21 protein-coding genes are annotated in these 17,194 nt (G+C 69.3%); 12 read left to right on the top strand and 9 right to left on the bottom strand.

The features are described 5' to 3' along the window. Positions 1-3: 3 nt before the first annotated feature. From phnD to B9P64_RS14980, 3 genes are read left to right on the top strand one after another with little or no spacing between them, the layout of a single operon-like run. On the top strand, positions 4-984 hold the full coding sequence (gene phnD / locus B9P64_RS14990; protein WP_085316675.1) for a phosphonate ABC transporter substrate-binding protein: 981 nt from the start codon (positions 4-6) through the stop codon (positions 982-984). A 9-nt stretch (positions 985-993) separates the two neighbouring features. Continuing rightward, positions 994-1,812, top strand: coding sequence for a phosphonate ABC transporter, permease protein PhnE (phnE, locus tag B9P64_RS14985; protein WP_085316674.1), 819 nt, complete (start codon positions 994-996; stop codon positions 1,810-1,812). A 30-nt stretch (positions 1,813-1,842) separates the two neighbouring features. Further along, positions 1,843-2,424, top strand: coding sequence for an HD domain-containing protein (locus B9P64_RS14980; protein WP_235840000.1), 582 nt, complete (start codon positions 1,843-1,845; stop codon positions 2,422-2,424). A 3-nt stretch (positions 2,425-2,427) separates the two neighbouring features. Here B9P64_RS14980 and B9P64_RS14975 read toward each other — a convergent pair whose 3' ends face one another. The 7 genes from B9P64_RS14975 to phnG are packed head-to-tail and all read right to left on the bottom strand — an operon-like array spanning position 2,428 to position 8,334. Further along, entirely contained in the window at positions 2,428-3,567 is a 1,140-nt protein-coding gene (locus B9P64_RS14975; protein ID WP_085316673.1) for an alpha-D-ribose 1-methylphosphonate 5-triphosphate diphosphatase, read from the bottom strand. 17 nt (positions 3,568-3,584) lie between these two features. Next, positions 3,585-4,406 carry a phosphonate C-P lyase system protein PhnL gene (locus B9P64_RS14970; RefSeq protein ID WP_085316672.1) on the bottom strand — a complete coding sequence of 274 codons (822 nt, stop codon included), beginning with the start codon at positions 4,404-4,406 and terminating at the stop codon, positions 3,585-3,587. Further along, entirely contained in the window at positions 4,403-5,179 is a 777-nt protein-coding gene (phnK, locus tag B9P64_RS14965; protein WP_085316671.1) for a phosphonate C-P lyase system protein PhnK, read from the bottom strand. The genes B9P64_RS14970 and phnK overlap by 4 nt, the downstream gene beginning before the upstream one ends. After that, complete coding sequence (locus B9P64_RS14960; protein WP_085316670.1) at positions 5,176-6,042, bottom strand: alpha-D-ribose 1-methylphosphonate 5-phosphate C-P-lyase PhnJ; 867 nt, start codon at positions 6,040-6,042, stop codon at positions 5,176-5,178. Before B9P64_RS14960 ends, phnK begins: the two co-directional genes overlap by 4 nt. Beyond that, positions 6,039-7,187, bottom strand: a complete 1,149-nt coding sequence (locus B9P64_RS14955) for a carbon-phosphorus lyase complex subunit PhnI (RefSeq protein WP_085316669.1) — start codon at positions 7,185-7,187, stop codon at positions 6,039-6,041. The genes B9P64_RS14960 and B9P64_RS14955 overlap by 4 nt, the downstream gene beginning before the upstream one ends. Before the next feature lie 2 nt (positions 7,188-7,189). Next, positions 7,190-7,822 (bottom strand): phosphonate C-P lyase system protein PhnH, encoded by a 633-nt coding sequence (gene phnH / locus B9P64_RS14950; protein ID WP_085316668.1) that lies wholly within the window; start codon positions 7,820-7,822, stop codon positions 7,190-7,192. After that, entirely contained in the window at positions 7,819-8,334 is a 516-nt protein-coding gene (gene phnG, locus B9P64_RS14945; protein ID WP_085316667.1) for a phosphonate C-P lyase system protein PhnG, read from the bottom strand. The genes phnH and phnG overlap by 4 nt, the downstream gene beginning before the upstream one ends. Positions 8,335-8,461: 127 nt before the next feature. Here phnG and phnF point away from each other — a divergent pair, with 127 nt between their 5' ends. The 7 genes from phnF (at position 8,462) to B9P64_RS14910 (ending at position 14,055) form a co-directional block, all read left to right on the top strand. Beyond that, a complete protein-coding gene (gene phnF / locus B9P64_RS14940; RefSeq protein WP_176256827.1) occupies positions 8,462-9,253 on the top strand; it encodes a phosphonate metabolism transcriptional regulator PhnF in 792 nt (263 codons plus the stop codon). Further along, positions 9,250-9,963, top strand: a complete 714-nt coding sequence (locus B9P64_RS14935) for a DUF1045 domain-containing protein (protein WP_085316665.1) — start codon at positions 9,250-9,252, stop codon at positions 9,961-9,963. The genes phnF and B9P64_RS14935 overlap by 4 nt, the downstream gene beginning before the upstream one ends. A 366-nt stretch (positions 9,964-10,329) precedes the next feature. Next, the gene (locus B9P64_RS14930; protein WP_085316664.1) at positions 10,330-10,575 is read left to right on the top strand and encodes a hypothetical protein; all 246 of its coding nucleotides are present in this window, start codon (positions 10,330-10,332) and stop codon (positions 10,573-10,575) included. An 8-nt stretch (positions 10,576-10,583) separates the two neighbouring features. Next, positions 10,584-11,474, top strand: a complete 891-nt coding sequence (locus tag B9P64_RS14925) for a transglutaminase-like domain-containing protein (RefSeq protein WP_085316663.1) — start codon at positions 10,584-10,586, stop codon at positions 11,472-11,474. 82 nt (positions 11,475-11,556) lie between these two features. Then, positions 11,557-11,970 carry a very short patch repair endonuclease gene (locus B9P64_RS14920; protein ID WP_085316690.1) on the top strand — a complete coding sequence of 138 codons (414 nt, stop codon included), beginning with the start codon at positions 11,557-11,559 and terminating at the stop codon, positions 11,968-11,970. Then, on the top strand, positions 11,967-13,259 hold the full coding sequence (locus B9P64_RS14915) for a DNA cytosine methyltransferase (RefSeq protein ID WP_085316662.1): 1,293 nt from the start codon (positions 11,967-11,969) through the stop codon (positions 13,257-13,259). The genes B9P64_RS14920 and B9P64_RS14915 overlap by 4 nt, the downstream gene beginning before the upstream one ends. Then, complete coding sequence (locus tag B9P64_RS14910; protein WP_085316661.1) at positions 13,249-14,055, top strand: endonuclease; 807 nt, start codon at positions 13,249-13,251, stop codon at positions 14,053-14,055. Before B9P64_RS14915 ends, B9P64_RS14910 begins: the two co-directional genes overlap by 11 nt. Before the next feature lie 24 nt (positions 14,056-14,079). Here B9P64_RS14910 and B9P64_RS14905 read toward each other — a convergent pair whose 3' ends face one another. Next, on the bottom strand, positions 14,080-15,153 hold the full coding sequence (locus B9P64_RS14905) for an extracellular catalytic domain type 1 short-chain-length polyhydroxyalkanoate depolymerase (protein ID WP_085316660.1): 1,074 nt from the start codon (positions 15,151-15,153) through the stop codon (positions 14,080-14,082). Between the two features lie 20 nt (positions 15,154-15,173). Beyond that, a complete protein-coding gene (locus B9P64_RS14900; RefSeq protein WP_085316659.1) occupies positions 15,174-15,599 on the bottom strand; it encodes a CopG family transcriptional regulator in 426 nt (141 codons plus the stop codon). A gap of 173 nt (positions 15,600-15,772) precedes the next feature. Between B9P64_RS14900 and budA the strand changes: the two genes are divergently transcribed. Together budA and B9P64_RS14890 are read left to right on the top strand one after the other, a co-directional pair. Continuing rightward, a complete protein-coding gene (budA, locus tag B9P64_RS14895; RefSeq protein ID WP_085316658.1) occupies positions 15,773-16,573 on the top strand; it encodes an acetolactate decarboxylase in 801 nt (266 codons plus the stop codon). 4 nt (positions 16,574-16,577) lie between these two features. Continuing rightward, positions 16,578-17,194: hypothetical protein (locus B9P64_RS14890; RefSeq protein ID WP_085316657.1), on the top strand; the 617-nt coding region annotated here is incomplete at its 3' end.

Here is a 17,194-nt window from a genome sequence, read left to right as displayed (position 1 = left end):
GCCATGAACCGTCGCCAGGCCATCGCGCGTCTTGCGCTTGCCGCCGCCGCCACGCTGCCGCTCGCCAACGCCGCCCAAGCGCAGAGCAACGAGATCGCCTTCGGCTTCATCTCGACCGAGTCGTCGTCCAACCTCAAGAGCGCCTGGCAGCCGGTGCTCGACGATCTGGCCCGCGCCACCGGTCTGACGGTCAAGCCCTTCTTCGCGACCGACTACGCCGGCGTGATCGAGGCCATGCGCTTCAACAAGGTGCAGGTCGGCTGGTTTGGCAACAAGTCGGCCATCGAGGCGGTGGACCGGGCCCAGGGCGAGGTGTTTGCCAAGGTGGTCGGCAAGGACGGCAACGAGGGCTATTACTCGCTGCTCATCGTGCAGAAGGACAGCCCGCTCAAGTCGCTCGACGATGTGGTCAAGCAGCGCGCCGGCCTCACGCTCGGCTATGGCGATCCCAACTCCACGAGCGGCACGGTGATCCCGGGCTATTTCGCGTTCGGCATGGCCGGCGTCGATCCGCTCAAGGACTTCAAGCGCACGGTGCGCGCCAATCACGAGACCAATCTGCTGGCGGTGGTCAACAGGCAAGTGGACGTGGCCACCAACAACACCGAGAACTGGGACCGCTTCGCGCTCACGCATCCGGAGCAGATGAAGTCGGTGCGCGAGATCTGGCGCTCGCCGATGATCCCGAGCGATCCGCTGGTCTGGCGCCGCGACCTGGACGACGCCACCAAGAAGAAGCTGCGCGACTTCTTCCTGGCCTACGGCAAGCAGCCGCGCGAGGCCGAGAACCTGGCCGCCGTGGGCTATAGCGGCTTCCGCGCGTCGAGCGATCTGCAACTGGTCGCGATCCGCCAGATTGAGCTGGCGAAGAAGCGCAGCACGGTCGAGCAGGACGCGGCGCTTTCCGCCGACGAGCGCGCCAGGCAGCTGCGCGACATCGACGCCAAGCTGGCCGAGCTGAACAAGCAGATCGCGTCGAAGTAAGGCGGCGGCATGCATCCCTTGCCCGAAAGCGGCGCGGGCGTGGCGGCGCTGGCGGCGCGCCCGCCCGGCCCGCCGCGCGCCAGCGGCCTCGCGCTGTTCGGCTGGGGCCTGCTGCTGGCGCTGCTCGCGCTGTCGTGGAAGGGCGCCGACATGCGCCCGGCCGACCTGTTCCGCGACGCCGGCAACATGGCCGAGTACGCGCGCGGCTTCTTCCCGCCCGATTTCGGCGACTGGCGCGGCGACCTCGCCGAGCTGCTGGTCACCTTCCAGATCGCGCTCTGGGGCACGGCGCTGGCCATCGTCGGCGCAGTGCCGCTCGGGCTGCTGGCGGCCGAGAACATCGCGCCGTGGTGGCTGCATCAGCCGGTGCGCCGCGTGCTCGACGCCTGCCGCTCGATCAACGAGATGGTGTTCGCGCTGCTGTTCGTGGTGGCCGTGGGGCTGGGGCCGTTTGCCGGCGTGCTGGCGCTGTGGGTCCACACCACCGGCGTGCTGGCCAAGCTGTTCAGCGAGGCGGTCGAGGCCATCGATCCGCAGCCGGTCGAGGGCATTCGCGCCACCGGCGCGCATCCGCTGGCCGAGATCGTCTACGGCGTGATTCCGCAGGTGCTGCCGCTGTGGCTGTCGTATGCGCTCTACCGCTTCGAGTCGAATGTGCGTTCGGCGTCGGTGGTGGGCATGGTCGGCGCGGGCGGCATCGGCATGGTGCTGTGGGAGCTGATCCGCGGCTTTGAATACGCGCGCACGGCCGCCGTGCTGCTGCTGCTGGTGCTGAGCGTGTCGGTCATCGACCTGGGCTCGGCCTGGCTGCGCAAGCGCCTGGTCTGACGCACCTCCCCAACCAAAAAGAAGCCCGCCATGACCATCGACCTGAATCCCGCCCTGCTCGACGCGCGCCAGATGCAGACCGTCGGCCGCATCGCCGTGCTGTTTGCCGGCCACGGCCATCGCCCCTACGAAGGCGCGCGGCGCGAGAGCGTGACCGCGCTCGAACATGCGCTGCAATGCGCCGATCTGGCCGAGCGCGCCCGGGCCACGCCGGCGCTGATCGTGGCGGCGCTGCTGCACGACATCGGCCATTTTCATGCGACCGAGGACGACGCCACCGACGACGCGCACGAGCTGCGCGCGATGGCGCTGCTCGGCGATGCCTTCGGCTCCGACGTGCTGGCGCCGATCCGGCTGCATGTGGATGCCAAGCGCTATCTGGTGGCGGCGCATGCCGACTACGCGGCCATGCTGTCGCCGGCGTCGCTGCATTCGCTGGAGTTGCAGGGCGGGCCGATGACGCGCGCCGAGGTCGCCGCCTTCGATGCGCTGCCGTTCTCGGCCGATGCGCTGCGGCTGCGCTGCTGGGACGATCTGGCCAAGCTTCCGGGCCAGCCGACGCCGCCGCTCGATCACTTTCTGGCGATGATTCCGGGCGTGATGATGGGCTGAGGCTCAGGCCACGCGCCGCCCCGCGACCCAGGTCTCGACCGCGACCGGCAGCCCGCCCACCTCGCGCACGCGGACCAGATCGGCGCGCAGCCCCGGCGCCAGCGCGCCGCGATCCGGCAGCCGGCAGGCCAGCGCCGGCGCCCGCGTCACGCAGCGCACCGCCGCCGGCAGCGCCAGGCCGGCATCGCCGACCAGCCGCCACGCCGCCTGCAACAGGCTGCCCGGCACATAGTCCGACGACAGCGCATCGAGCACGCCGGCGCGCGCAAGCTCGGCCGCCGCGACATTGCCCGAGTGCGAGCCGCCGCGCACGACATTGGGCGCGCCGGCCACCGTCGCCATGCCCAGGCCGTGGGCGCGCTGCGCCGCCGCCAGCGTGGTCGGGAATTCGCTCATGCCGGCGCCGAGGGCATGCGCCTCGTCGACATGCGCCACGGTCGTGTCGTCGTGCGTGGCGAGCGCCACGTCGTGCTCGCGCGCGAAGTCGGCAAACCAGGTGCGGTTGGGCGCGGCATGCAGCCGCTGGCGCTCGGGCGCGATGGCCACTTCCTCGGCAAACCGGGCGTCGGTCCAGCCCTTCTTGCCGGTGTAGTAGACGCGGGCATGCTCGATCTCGGTCCACTGGCGCTGGCCCGGCGTGTGGTCCATCAGCGAGATGAGGCGCAGCCGGCGGTGATGCGCAAACGGCGCGAACAGCTCGCGCGCATTGCTGGCCGGCAGCTCGCAGCGCACATGGATGTGATGGTCGGCGCGCAGGGCGCCGGCGGCGTCGAGCGCATCGAGCACCGCGAGCAGCGCGCTCTGGTCATGGGCGCGAAAGCCGTCGCCATACGGATCGCCGACGCCGATCGCGTCGAGCACGGTGGTGATGCCGGCGGCGGCAATCTCGGCGTCGTGCGATTGCATCGCGCTCTGCATCGGGAACAGCACCTTGGGCCGCGGCATCACATGGCGTTCGAGATTGTCGGTATGCACCTCGACCAGGCCGGGCAGCAGCAGGTCGCCGCCCAGGTCGAGCGCGCCGGGCAGGCCGCTGCGGCCTTCGCAGACGGCGGCGATGCGGCCGTCGCGCAGCAGCAGATGGCCGTCGACGATTTCGTCGGCGAGAACGAGGCGGGCGTGGTCGAGGAGCAGCTCGGTCATGGCGGGTCCGGGGCGGGTCAGGGCAGGGCGTCGAAGTCGAGTTCGCGGCTGGCGACGGCGCGCCGCACTTCCTCGTCGTGAAAGATACCGAGCACGGCGGCGCCGGCGGCACAGGCTTCGCGGATCAGCTCGATGACGACGCGGCGGTTGGCGGCGTCGAGCGAGGCGGTCGGCTCGTCGAGCAGCAGCAGCCGCGCCGGCTGGACAAAGCCGCGCGCGATGTTCACCCGCTGCTGCTCGCCGCCCGAGAAGGTGGCCGGCGGCAGCTGCCACAGGCTGGCCGGCAGATTGAGCCGGGCGAGCAGGCTGGCAGCGCGCTCGCGGGCCTGGGCGAGGCGGGCGGCGTGCAGATCGGCGGCGCGGGCGCTGCCAGCGTCGGCTGCCGTGTCGGCATCGAGCGCTTCGAGCGCGCGCTCGGCCACCACGTCGAGCGCGGGCAGGCGCGGCAGCGCGCGCAGGAACTGGCTCACATAGCCGATCTCGCGCCGGCGCAGCGCAATCGTTTCGCGCGGCGTGGCACTCAGCAGCTCGGTGCTGCTGCCGTCGGCGTGATGCAGCACCGCGCTGCCGGCGTCGGCGCCATAGCTGCCGTGCAGGCATTTCATGAGCGTGGACTTGCCGCGCCCCGAGGCGCCGACCAGCGCCAGGCATTCGCCGGCATGCAGGTCGAAGGAGATGGCGTCGAGCACCGGCAGCGTGATGCCGCCGCGCAGATGCAGGGTGAAGGTCTTGGCCAGGCCGCGCACGCTCAGCACCGGCGCGGCCGGCTCGTTGGCGGCGGGCAGCGGCGCGCCCAGGTGGCGCGGCTGGCCGTCGGCGGGATGCAGCAGCGCATTCATGGCGTCACCACCGAGGCGACCAGCAATTGCGTGTAGGGATGGCGCGGATCGTCGAGCACGCGGTCGGTCAGCCCCTGCTCGACGATGCGGCCGGCCTGCATCACCACCGTGCGATGCGCGAGCAGCCGCGCCACGCCCAGATCGTGGGTCACGATCAGCGCCGACAGCCGCAGCCGCGCCACCAGCACGCGGATGAGATCGAGCAGCCGCGCCTGCACCGACACGTCGAGGCCGGAGGTCGGCTCGTCCATCAGCACCAGCCGCGGATGCGTGACCAGATTGCGCGCGATCTGCAAGCGCTGGCGCATGCCGCCCGAGAAGGCGCGCGGGCTGTCGTCGATGCGCGCCGGATCGAGTTCGACCCGCTGCATCCAGTCGGCGCCGGCGGCGCGCAGCGTGTCGTAGCGGCGCTCGCCAAGCGCCATCAGCCGCTCGCCGATGTTGGCGCCGGCGCTGGTGTTCATGCGCAGGCCGTCGGCCGGGTTCTGCTCGACAAAGCCCCATTCGGTGCGCGCCAGCCGGCGCCGTTCGGCCTCGGGCAGCGCATGCAGATCGGCGCCGCGATAGTCCACGCGCCCGGTGCGCGGCGCGAGCCGGCCGGCCAGCAGATTGAGCAGCGTGCTCTTGCCCGAGCCCGATTCGCCGACGATGGCGACCACCTCGCCGGCATGCAGGTCGAGGTCGATGTCGCGCAGCGCCCAGGCACCGGCAGCGCCCGGATGCGCAAAGCCGAGCGCGCGGGCGCTGAGCAGCGGCGTGTCGTGAAGATTCATTCGCCGTGCTCCTCTCGCCGTTCGCGGCAGAAGTCGGTATCGGAGCAGCTCCACAGGCTGCCGCCGTCGTCGAGCGGCACTTCATCGAGCCAGGTGTCGGTGCTGCCGCAGAACTCGCAGGCATGGCCCTGCGGCTCGACGCGGAACGGGTGATCGTCGAAGTCGAGACTGCGCACGTCGGTATAGGGCGGCACCGCGTAGAGCCGCTTCTCGCGCCCGGCGCCGAACAGTTGCAGCGCCGGCATGCGATGCAGCTTGGGATTGTCGAAGCTCGGGATCGGCGACGGCGCCATCACATGCCGGCCATTCACCAGCACCGGATGGTCGTAGCTCGCATCGATGCGGCCCCACTGCGCGATGTCCTCGTAGAGCTTGACGTTCATCAGCCCGTACTCGGCAAACGCATGCAGCCGCGTGGCCTCGGCGCGGCGCGGCTCCAGCTTGTAGAGCGGCTCGGGCTGCGGCACCTGATAGACCAGCACCTGGGCCTCGGTCAGCGGCGCCTCGGGGATGCGATGGCGGGTCTGGATCAGCGTGGCCTCGCGCGTGCGCTCGGTCGTCGCCACGCCGGTCACGCGCGCGAAAAAGCGGCGGATGTTGACCGCGTTGGTCGTGTCGTCCGAGCCCTGGTCGATGACCTTGAGCACATCGTCGCGGCCGATGACGGCGGCCGTGAGCTGGATGCCGCCGGTGCCCCAGCCGTAGGCCAGCGGCATTTCGCGCGAGCCGAACGGCACCTGATGGCCGGGCACGGCCACCGCCTTGAGCAGGGCGCGGCGGATCATCCGCTTGGTGTTTTCGTCGAGGTAGCCGAAGTTGTAGCCGGCCGCCGGCAGGGTGAAGTCGAGCTGCGGTGCGTTCATGCGGCGGCTCCCTGCGCGGCGCCGCGCAGCTCGCGCAGCAGCTTCAGCTCCGACTCGAAGGTGACGTAGTGCGGCAGCTTGAGGTGCTGGACGAAGCCGGACGCCTCGACGTTGTCGCTGTGGGCCAGCGCGAATTCCTGCTGCTGGGCCGGGCTGGTCAGTTCGTCGCCGAACTCGTCGGCGCGCAGCACGCGGTCGGCCAGCGCCATCGCCATCGCCTTGCGTTCGCCGGCGCCAAACACCAGCCCGTAGCCGCGCGTGAATTGCGGCGGCGTGGCGGCGCTGCCGACGAATTGCGTGAGCATCTGGCACTCGGTCACGTCGACCTCGCCGAGCTCGATGGCAAAGCCCAACTCGTCGGGCTGGAACTCGACCGTCACCGCGCCGGCGCGCAGCTCGCCGGCAAACGGATGGGTGAAGGCATAGCCGCGCTGCGATGAATAGCCGAGGCCGAGCACCCAGCCCTCGTCGGCGCGCGCGAGCATTTGCAGGCGCGCGGCGCGGTTCATGGGATAGGCCGGCGGGTCGCGCGTGATGTCGGGCGGCTCGGGATCGCCGGGCGAGGGCAGGCAGGGCTCGATCAGCTGCTCGGCGACCAGGCGGGCCAGCGCCGGCGGCGCGGTGTCGGCATCGACCTGGGCATCGTTGCAGGCGCCGGTAGCGGCCGGGCCAGCGACCGGCGTGCCGGCGGGCGGCGGCGCCAGCGGCGTGGCGAGCAATTCGCCTTCGGCCGCCTCGGCGCCGGCCAGCGCAAAGTCGAGCAGGCGCTGGGTGTAGTCGAAGCTGGCGCCGAGCAGCTGGCCGCCCGGCAAGTCCTTGAACACCGAGGACACGCGGCGCCGCAGCCGCATGCGCGCGGTGTCGAGCGGCTCGGCATGGCCAAAGCGCGGCAGCGTGGTGCGGAAGGCGCGCAGCAGGAACACCGCCTCGATCGCATCGCCGCGCGCCTGCTTGAGCGCGAGCGCAGCCAGCTCGGGATCGTGCAGCGCGGCTTCGGCCATGACGCGATCGACCAGCAGCCCGAGCTGCTCGCGGATCTGCGCCACCTCGATGGCGCGCAGCGCCGGATCGCCGCGCCGGGCCTCGGCCAGCAGCCGCTCGGCGGCAGCGATGGCGGCCGCGCCGCCCTTGACCGCGATGTACATGCTCAGTCCTCCAGCGCAATGCGGGTCGAGCGCGGAACGGCGGCGAGCCGCGTGCCGCACATCAGCAGCAGATCGGCGCCGCGCGGATAGCCGGCCTGGTCGGCGATGCGCGCCAGCCAGAACTCGCGCGGCAGGCCGGCGACGGCAAGCCGCTGCTCATCGGCAATGCCCGGGCCGGTCAGGCGCAGGCCGAGGGCGCCCGGCGCGGCGTCGAGCGCCGGCACTTCGACCACCAGCGTGGCGCTGTCCTGCGGCGCGGCGTCGCTGCCGGCGGAGAGCGTTTGCCAGAGCGCGGCATCGACCGCGTCGGCCGGCGCGAATGCGAAATCGGCGCCGCCGGCATCGGCCGCGATCCGCGCGCCGGTGTGAAAGCGGCACCAGTCGGCGGCGTCGGCCAGCGCGGGCGCAAGCCAGAGCCGGGTCTGGCCATCGAGCAGGGTGAGCGCGGTGGCGGCCAGCGCCGGGCCCGCGCCCGCCGGCCGGCCGAGCCGGCGCTCGACCGTTGCCGGCAGCGTCTGCACCCGGCCCGGCCGCGCCGTCGCATCGAGCAGGCGGCGGAACACGGCCTGCGCGTCATGCACCGGATCGGCAAAGCCGGGCGCGAGCCGGGCCAGATCGAGCGTGGCGGCGTTCATCGCGCGACCTCGGCCTGCAGTTCGTGGAAGCGCACCCGGCTTGGCGCCAGCCGGGCCTGCTCGGCGGCGCGCGCGGCGGCCAGATCGGCGCGCAGCGGCTCGACCGTGCTGGCCATCAGAGCACCGTGCAGCGCCGGCTGCTGGAGCAGGGCGTCGAGCGCGGCAATCCATTCGGCGCGCTGCTCGTCGCGGCCCAGCACATGGCCCAGGCCCACGGTGACGGCGCCGCCATGCTCGCAGCGCAGCGCGCAGCGGGTGACGCTGGCTTCGCCCAGGTTGAAGCGGTCGCCGCTGTTGCCGATGCGTCCGCGCAGCATCACCAGCCCGATCTCGGGCCGGCGCAGCCATGCAAACGCATGACCGGCGACGGCGGCCGGCGCCAGCCGCGCGAGGCTGGCGCGCGGCGCCTGCGCCAGCACGGCGAGCCAGTCGCGGCGGGCCTGCTGGGTGGCATTGGCGGGCGGCGGGCGGGTGGCGGCAGCGTCGCTGCGGGCTTGGTCGGGCGGTGGCATGGCGGCGCGGGCTCCGGGCAGGGCGGCGTCGGCGCGGGCCGCAGCGGGTCGCGCATCACGCCGATGTCATCTAGATGACTATACTTTGCACCAAGTATCGGCCGTCGGCCGTGACAACTTGTTGACCATGCCCAGAACCACGCTCGCGCCCGCTTCGTCCACCGTGCCGCCGGCCGCGCCGGTCGAGACGCCGGCCGCGCCGCGCCGCTGGGAGGCCATTGCCGCCGCGCTGCGCGACGACATCGCCGCCGGCCGCTTTGCCCCCGGCGCGCGCCTGCCCAACGAAAGCGCGCTGGCCGAGCGCTTCGGCGTCAACCGCCACACGCTGCGCCAGGCCATGCAGGCGCTCGCGCGCGAGGGCTTCGTCAAGGTGCTGCACGGCAGCGGCACCTATGTGCGCGAGCTGGTGCTCGACTACGCGCTGCGCCGCCGCACCCGGCTGACCGACAGCCTCGCCGGCATCGGCGAACGGGCCCGGCGCGAGCTGCTCGACTGCGCCATCGAGCCGGCCGGCGACTGGGCCCGGGCGCTCGGCGTGGGCGCGCGCACCACGGTGGAGATATTGCGCACCCGTGCCTCGGTGCGCGGCCGGCCGATCGGCATCAGTACCGCCGCGTTTCCCTGCCCGCGTCTGGCCGGCATGGCCGAGGCATTCGCCGCCGCCGGCAGCATCACCGGCGCGCTGGCCCGGCTTGGCGTGGCCGACTACACGCGCCAGCGCAGCAGCATCGCCTGCCGCCTGCCCACGCAGGCCGAGGCCGATGCGCTCGCGCGCCCGGCGGCCCAGCCGGTACTGGTGGTCAGCTACACCAATGTCGATGCGGCCGGCGTGGCGGTGGAGGCCGGCATCACGCTGTTCGCCGCCGATGCGGTCCAGCTCACCGTCGAGGCCGACGCGCCCGACGCCGACGCCGCATGAGCGCGCCGCCGCTGCGCCATGCGCTGTATTTCGCGCCGGCCGAGGCGCATCCGCTCTGGCGCGCCGGCTGCGACTGGCTCGGGCGCGACTGCGCCGCCGAGGCTGCCGCCGGCGCGCTTGCGGATGCCGCCACCGCGCCCGCCGCCCCGCCGCCGCATGCGCGCGATCCCTGGCGCTACGGCTTCCACGCCACGCTCAAGCCGCCGTTCGCGCTGCGCGCCGACCACAGCCCGGCCGAGCTGCTGCAAGCCGTGCGCGCACTCGCCGCGCGCCATGCGCCGTTCGCGCTGCCGCCGCTCGCGGTCGCCGAGCTGGATGGCTTTCTCGCGCTGCGCCCCCAGCCCGGCACCCGCTGCGCCGAGCTGCATGCGCTGGCCGACGACTGCGTGCGCGCGCTCGACGGATTTCGCGCCGCGCCCGGCGCCGGCGAGCTGGCACGCCGCCTGCGTCAGCCGCTCGATGATGAACAGCGCCAACTGCTCGACCGCTGGGGCTATCCGCATGTGCTCGGGCGCTGGCGTTTCCACCTCACGCTCACCGACCGCCTGCCGGCCGACGATCCCCACACGCGCCAGCGCCTGCTGGCCGCCGCGCAGGCGCATTTCGCGGCCGCGCTCGCCGTCCCGCTCGCCTGCGATGCGGTCTGCGTCTTTGTCGAGCCGGCGCCGGGCGCGCCGTTCCGGCTCGCGCAGCGCATCGCGCTCGGCTGAAGTCGCAGCCAATTCGCGCCACCGGGCACACATCCGGTCGCAACTTCGGGTAACACGTCGCGGCAAGCCTGTTACCCTGCACCATCGCATTGCGACATCGACCGCTTCACTCCCCCACTGTGGAGCCCGGCTTCCGCGTCGAAGCCGCGAGTCGAACCCGGCATTCGCAAGCCAGCCGCCCGCCGCAATGGCAGGCCCGGCCGGCAAGCAAACCCTCTTCCCTTCATGTCTCCCTCGCACCCAAACGGCGCGAACCGGCCCGCGCGCGGCATCACCGCGCCGGCCGCAGGGCATGGATGGCACCGGTGGCCAGCGGGTAGCCACCTTTTCGCTTGAGTCGCCAAAGCGGCGACAGAATTGTTCTCAGTGACTTCGCAACATCATCAGTTTTCCATCGGCCCGTTCTCGCTGCGCTCGCTGTCCCAGCGCATGGAAGACGGCCGCTATCGCGCCAGCGTCGCCATCCGCAGCGGCCAGGGCAGCGCCACCACCGGCCGTCTCATCCGCTTCGACGAACGCTTCGACTCCGACCATGCCGCGCACGACTATGCGCGCGACCAGGGCCTCGACTGGGCCCGCGCCGGCTGCCGTCCCGACGCCTTCAGCTGCTAAGGAAGCCGATGGTCAATCTGCGCTACACGGTCGATCTCGACTACGACGTGCTCGCCCCGGGCGCCGACTTCATCCTCGGCATCCATGCCGCGCGCACGCCGCGTCAGCGCCTGAGCGACGAATCGCTCGTCATCAGCCAGCCGGTCTCGCCGCGCGTGCATGAGCATCCGCTGACCCGCACCCGGGTGATGCAGCTGCATGCCGATGCCGGCCAGCTGTCGATCCGCTATGCCGCCACGGTGGCGATCGCGCATCACGTCGAGTCGCCCGAGCGGCTGTCCGAGGTGCCGATCGATGCGCTGCCGGCCAATGTGCTCACCTATCTGTACCCGAGCCGCTATTGCGAATCGGATGTGCTGCATCAGCTCGGCGTGCAGGAATTCGGCACGCTGCCGCGTGGCTATGGCCGTGTGGCCGCGATCCGCGACTGGGTCACCAAGCGCGTGACCTTCCGCTCGGCCAGCTCGCTCAGCACCACCACCGCCTGCGACACGGCACGCACCCGCGTGGGCGTGTGCCGCGATTTCGCGCATCTGATGATTGCGCTGTGCCGCGCGGTCAACATCCCGGCGCGGTTTGCGACCGGGCTCGACTACGGCGCCGATCCGGTGCTCGGCCCGCCCGACTTCCACGCCTATGTGGAGGTCTATCTGAGCCATCGCTGGTATCTGTTCGATCCGTCGGGCACGGCGATGCCGATGGGCTTTGTGCGCATCGCCACCGGCCGCGATGCCGCCGATGCGGCATTCGCCACCATCTTCGGCGCGATCCGCTCGGGCCCGCCGGTGGTGCGCATCCGCGCGGTGGCCGGCGACGACGGCGATGCCATCGTGCCGCTGCCGAGCGATCGGGCGCTGTCGACCGACGACGGCGGCGGTCTGGCGTTCGCGCAGGCCTGAGGCGGCGCCGGGTTCGGCCCGGCGAATCCCTGAATCCATTCGGTTGTCGCTGCATCTGAAGGGCCGGCTAGACTCGCCGCCCATGACAGATCACGTTCCGCCCGTTGTGCGCAGCGCCATCATGGCCGCTGTACATCCGCAGAATTCCGGGCCGGAACTTGCTGTGCGAAAACGCCTTCATGCACTTGGCTACCGTTATCGCCTGCACGCTGCCAAATTGCCCGGTCGACCCGACATCGTTTTTCCCGGTCGCAAGAAAGTCGTTTTTGTTCATGGGTGTTTCTGGCATCGACATGAAAATTGCCGATTCGCGACGATGCCCAAGACACGAACGCAATTCTGGCGCGACAAGTTCGCTCGCAATTTGGCGCGTGACGAGCGCGACATTGCAGACCTTGAAGCTGCCGGATGGAAGTGCCACATCGTGTGGCAATGTGAATTGAAAGATATCGAACGAGCGATCGGCGATGTCGTGAGGTTTTTGGAGGAGCAATGACGGCGACAGCAGTTCAACGACCGATCGCGATCGATCTTTTTGCCGGTGCAGGTGGACTCAGTCTCGGAATGGAGCAGGCGGGTTTCGATATCGCCGCAGCGGTCGAGATCGACCCGATTCATTGCGGGGTTCATCATTACAATTTCCCGCATGCAGCCACGATTTGCCAAAGCGTGGTCGAATTGACCGGCGAAAGTATTCGAGCGCTGGCGCAACTGGGCGAACGAGATATCGATCTTGTGTGCGGCGGTGCACCCTGTCAGGGGTTTTCGACGATCGGCAAGCGGGCATTGGACGATGAGCGCAACAAGCTCGTCTATCACTACTGCCGCATCGTTGGCGAGCTTCGTCCGAAATACGCAGTGTTCGAGAATGTGCGCGGGCTGACATTCGGTGCGCACAAGAAATTTCTTTCTGAAATCATCGAGGCGCTGGAAAGTCACGGTTATCGGGTCATTCAACCGTATCGGGTCTTGAACGCTGCGGACTACGGCACTCCGCAAGATCGCAAGCGGCTTTTTCTTGTGGCCGCTCGCGCAGATCAGGCATTGCCTGAGTATCCGGAGCCCTCCGGGCGGACGACGGTCGGCGAGGCGATTCTCGACTTGCCCAATGCCGACGATTTCGCTGAATTGAGCTATCGCGACTGGGTAAAGATAAAAAAGAAGTCAGGCTCGACCTATGCCGGAAAATTGCAGGGCACCGAAACGGACGACAGCGATTTTTCCTATCCGCGCCAATGGGATCGGACGCTCCTCACATCCAGCATGCGCACCGAGCACACCGAACTGTCGCGCCAGAGATTTTCGGCGACTCAGCCCGGCAAAGTCGAAGCGATCAGCCGGTTTCTGAAACTCGATCCGAATGGGCTGTGCAACACGCTGCGTGCGGGCACCGACTCCGCGAGAGGCGCATTCACGTCGCCGCGTCCGATTCATCCGATTTACGACCGAGTCATCACCGTGCGGGAAGCCGCTCGGCTGCATTCATATCCCGACTGGTTTCGTTTTCATTCCACAAAATGGCATGGCTTCAGGCAAATCGGTAATTCCGTCCCGCCACTTTTGGCGCGAGCGGTGGGGCGTGAAGTGATGAAAACCTTGGGAATTGTACCGATCAAGCCCGAGCGGATGCTTCCTTTGGGGGAAGAAACGCTGCTGAATCTCAGCATGGTCGAAGCCGTTGCAAAGTTCGGGCTTGAAAAAAGTCCGATCGCCAATCGCATTCGACGCGATGCGGTGCAGGACGAACGGAACTCCACGCAAATATCTATGGATTATGGTTACTAAAAGCAAACCCATCGGTGTTTACGGGAAAATCATCGAAATGATTTTCCATCGGCATTATCGAGATGGGCTTCAATCGTTCGAGTTCGATCGGTCGGAGTTTACAAGCGCAGCGATTGAGCTTGGATATCCACCGCCAGCCAATCTTGGCGATGTGCTTTATACATTCCGTTTCCGGAGGGCGTTTCCAAAATCCATTTTGGCGACGGCGACCGAAGGCAAGGAGTGGATCATCGAGCTGCACGGACAATCTACCTATCGGTTCAGGCTCGACAAAATCAGCAGGATCGTCCCGCAAATGGGGCTTGTGGCGATCGATATTCCCGACGCCACTCCTGAAATCGTATTGCGATATACGCAGTCGGATGAACAGGCGCTATTGGCCAAGCTCCGGTACAACCGCTTGATCGATATCTTTCTTTCGGTCGCGACCTACAGTTTGCAGAATCATCTCAGAACGACGATTCTTGCCGACGGCGGTCGGGCGCAAATCGAAATCGATGAGTTGTATGTGGGTGTGGATACGGAAGGGAGTCACTATGTGATTCCGGTGCAGGCCAAGGGCGGCAAGGATCAGATCGGTGTGGTGCAGACAATGCAGGATTTGGTCTTTTGCCAGCAGAAATTCCCCGATCTCAAGTGCCGCCTGATTTCAGCGCAGTTTCTCCCGAAAGAAGTGATCGCACTTTTTGAATTGGTCGTTCAAGAAGGCGAGCTTCGGATCAAAAGCGAAAAGCACTATCGCCTGGTGGCCTGTACCTCATACGAACCCGGCAGTGGGCGATTGCCGGCAAATTGACCCGCTGGCTCGCGGTGCCGACCGTTATCGGTCGCCTGCCAGCCGATGCTCCAGAAAAAACCGCAGCATCTCCTTCGACGCATCGGGTCCGGCGGCGCTGGCATAGCTGCCGCGCGCATCGCCGCCCAGCCACGCATGGCCTTCGCCATGCACCAGCCAGTGCTCGGTCACCACGCGGCCGGCGCCATCGCGCCACAGGCGCCGCGTGATGTCGCGATGGCCGGCGCTGCCCAGCACCCGCTCGGGCGCGAGGCCACCGGCGCTGGCCGCCGCCACCCGCTCACCGTTGATCGGGCTCACCGTCGAGTCCTGATCGCCGTGGAAGACGATGGTCGGCGGCGCGTGCTGCGGCCGTGCATGCACCGGCGCGCCGCCGCTCATCGCGGCAAAGGCCGAGCCGGCATCGCTGGCCGCGCCCACCGGCAGACCCGAATGCACGCCGACCGCCGCAAACAGCTCGGGATAGGCCGCGCCGCAGATCGCCGCCATCGCGCCGCCGGCCGACAGCCCGGCCACGTACACGCGCGCCGGATCGATGCCGTGCTCCTTCATCACCGCGCGCGTCATGCCGGCGATGACCGCCGGCTCGCCCGCGCCGCGCTGCTGATGCGCCGGCACAAACCAGTTCCAGCAGCGCGTGCCGTTGGCCTTGCGCGACTGGCGCGGATACAGCACGAACACATCGCCGGCCAGCGCCAGCTGATTCATGCGGGTGCCGGTCGCGAAGTCGTCGGCGTCCTGGGTGCAGCCGTGCAGCATCACTACCAGCGGCAGCGCGCGACCCTGGCCGGCGCCGGGCGGAATGAACAGCTTGTATTCGCGCGAGCCGTTGGCATCGCCATAGCCGCCGTCGATGAAGCGGCCGGCGGCGGCGGCCGGCTGGGCGTCGGCTGCGCCGGTCGCGCCGGCCGTGCCCACGCGGGCCGCGGCGCCGCCCACCTCGCGCGCCTGCACGTCGACGGTGCGGTCGTCATGGCCGGACATGCCGGGCAGATGCGCCGCGAGCGCCGACTTGATCGCTTCGGTGGCGGCCTGGAGATTGCCGGCCTGGGTCAGCCGCGTGGCTTCGGACATCAGCTTGTTGAGCAGCGAGTTCATGGAATGCCTTGGAGAGAGGTTCAGCGGATGCGCGCGGCGAGGGCGGCCTTGACCGCCGGACTCGCATGCAGCGCACCCAGGACCACCACCGAATCGATGGTGGCGAGCGCCAGTTCGGGCGTGACATCGGGCGCGATGGTCGCCAGCCCGAGCACGCGGATTTGCAGCGTCTGCCCGGCCGCCTGCACCGCCGCCAGATCGGCCGCGGAGAAGTGATGGATGCCGAGCACCAGCGTGCGCCGCGCCACCGACTGCCGGACCGCCTCGGCATGCGTGGCGAGCTGGTTGCGGATGGCGGTGCGGATGAGATCGGTGCGGTTGGCATAAAAGCCGTCCTGCACCAGCAGATCGATCTGGCCCAGATCGACGTAGCCGAGGTTGATGGTGATTTTTTCGTCCAGCGGCTTGCTGGCCGGGACGAGGGCGGATTTGGTCTTGGGTGGCATGGACGGACCTTAAACCATCCAAGTGGATGGTGCTTGGCTGGATTTGTAAGCGATGCTGTGGCGCAGCAAAAACCTGACCGATCGGTGGCTTGCGCCCTGGCGGGTACGCGACGGCAGTGCTGTCATGCCGGTCCGGCGCACTGCGCCCGACAACCATCAGATCCGGAGACCGCATGAAATTTCATCCCGCACACGCCCTGCGCGCACTCGGCCTGGCCGCCGCACTCGCACTGCCGGCGCTCGGCGCCGCACAGGCCGCCGAGCCGCCCGCCGCCGTCTACGCCTACTCGACCATCGACGCGCTGCTGGCCGGCGCCTACGACGGCGACCTGACCATCGCCGAGCTGCTGCGCCACGGCGATTTCGGCATCGGCACCTTCAACCGGCTCGACGGCGAACTGGTGCTGCTCGACGGCCGCGCCTATCACGTCCATGCCGACGACAGCGTGGAACTGGCGCCCGCCAGCGACCGCACGCCGCTGGCCTATGTGCTGCCGTTCCGGCCCGCGGCCAGCTTGGCGCTCGACAACATCGCCAGCCTGCGCGACCTGGAAGCGCTGCTCGACGCGCGGCTCGGCAATCTCAACCTGTTCCACGCGGTGCGCATCGACGGCGCCTTTGTCGACGTGAGCACCCGCGCCATCGCGCCGCAGACCCGGCCCTACAAGCCGCTCGCCGAGATCGTGCCGACGCAGTCGGTGTTCCGGTTTGCCGCCACCGACGGCGTGATGGTCGGCATCCGCAGCCCGGGCTTTACCAAGGGCGTGAGCGTGCCGGGCTGGCACTGGCATTACCTGACCGCCGACCGCAAGCGCGGCGGCCATGTGCTCACGCTCGGCGTGGCCAAGGCGGTGGCCCAGCTGGCGCCGGTCGACCGGCTGGAAGTGCAGCTGCCCGCGACCGAGGACTTTGCCCGCGCCGACCAGACGCGCGACCGCAAGGACGAGCTGAAGAAGGTCGAAGGCGCGCGCTGACCCCATGGACGCCATCGACCTGTACTGCGAGCGCACCGACGCCGGGCTTTGGGCCGAGCCGCTCAACGCGGCGTCGAACCTGGCGTTCTTCATCGCCGCGTTTGCCGTGTGGCGGCTGCTGCGGCGCGAGCGCGCGACCGGCCTGGGGCCGTGGCTGCTGCTGGCGCTGCTGGTGGCGATCGGCGCCGGCAGCACGGCTTTCCACCTGTTTGCCAACCGCATGACGCTGCTGGCCGACGTGATTCCGATCTCGCTGTTCCAGCTGGTGTTTGTGCTGGCCTATGCGCGCGAGGCGATGCGGCTGACGGCGGTGCGCACGGCGGGGTTGGTGGCGGTGTTTCTGGCGGCGTCGGTGGGCTGCGAGGCGCTGCCGGCGGGCTGGCTGAATGGCTCGCTTGGGTATGCGCCGACGCTGGCGTTTGTGCTGGGGCTGGGGGCGTGGCACTGGCGTGCGCAGCGGCGCGAGCGCGGTGTGCTGCTGGCGGCGGGGGCGGTGTTTGCGCTGTCGCTGGTGCTGCGCTCGGTGGATCTGGCGGTGTGCGCGGCGTTTCCGTGGGGCAGCCACTTTGCGTGGCATGGGTTGAATGGGGTGGTGCTGGGGTTGGCGATGCGGGGGTATGT

It is taken from the genome of Derxia lacustris (assembly GCF_002105195.1).
GTDB classification, from domain to species: domain Bacteria; phylum Pseudomonadota; class Gammaproteobacteria; order Burkholderiales; family Burkholderiaceae_E; genus Derxia; species Derxia lacustris.
This window is presented reverse-complemented; position numbering and strand designations above follow the sequence as displayed.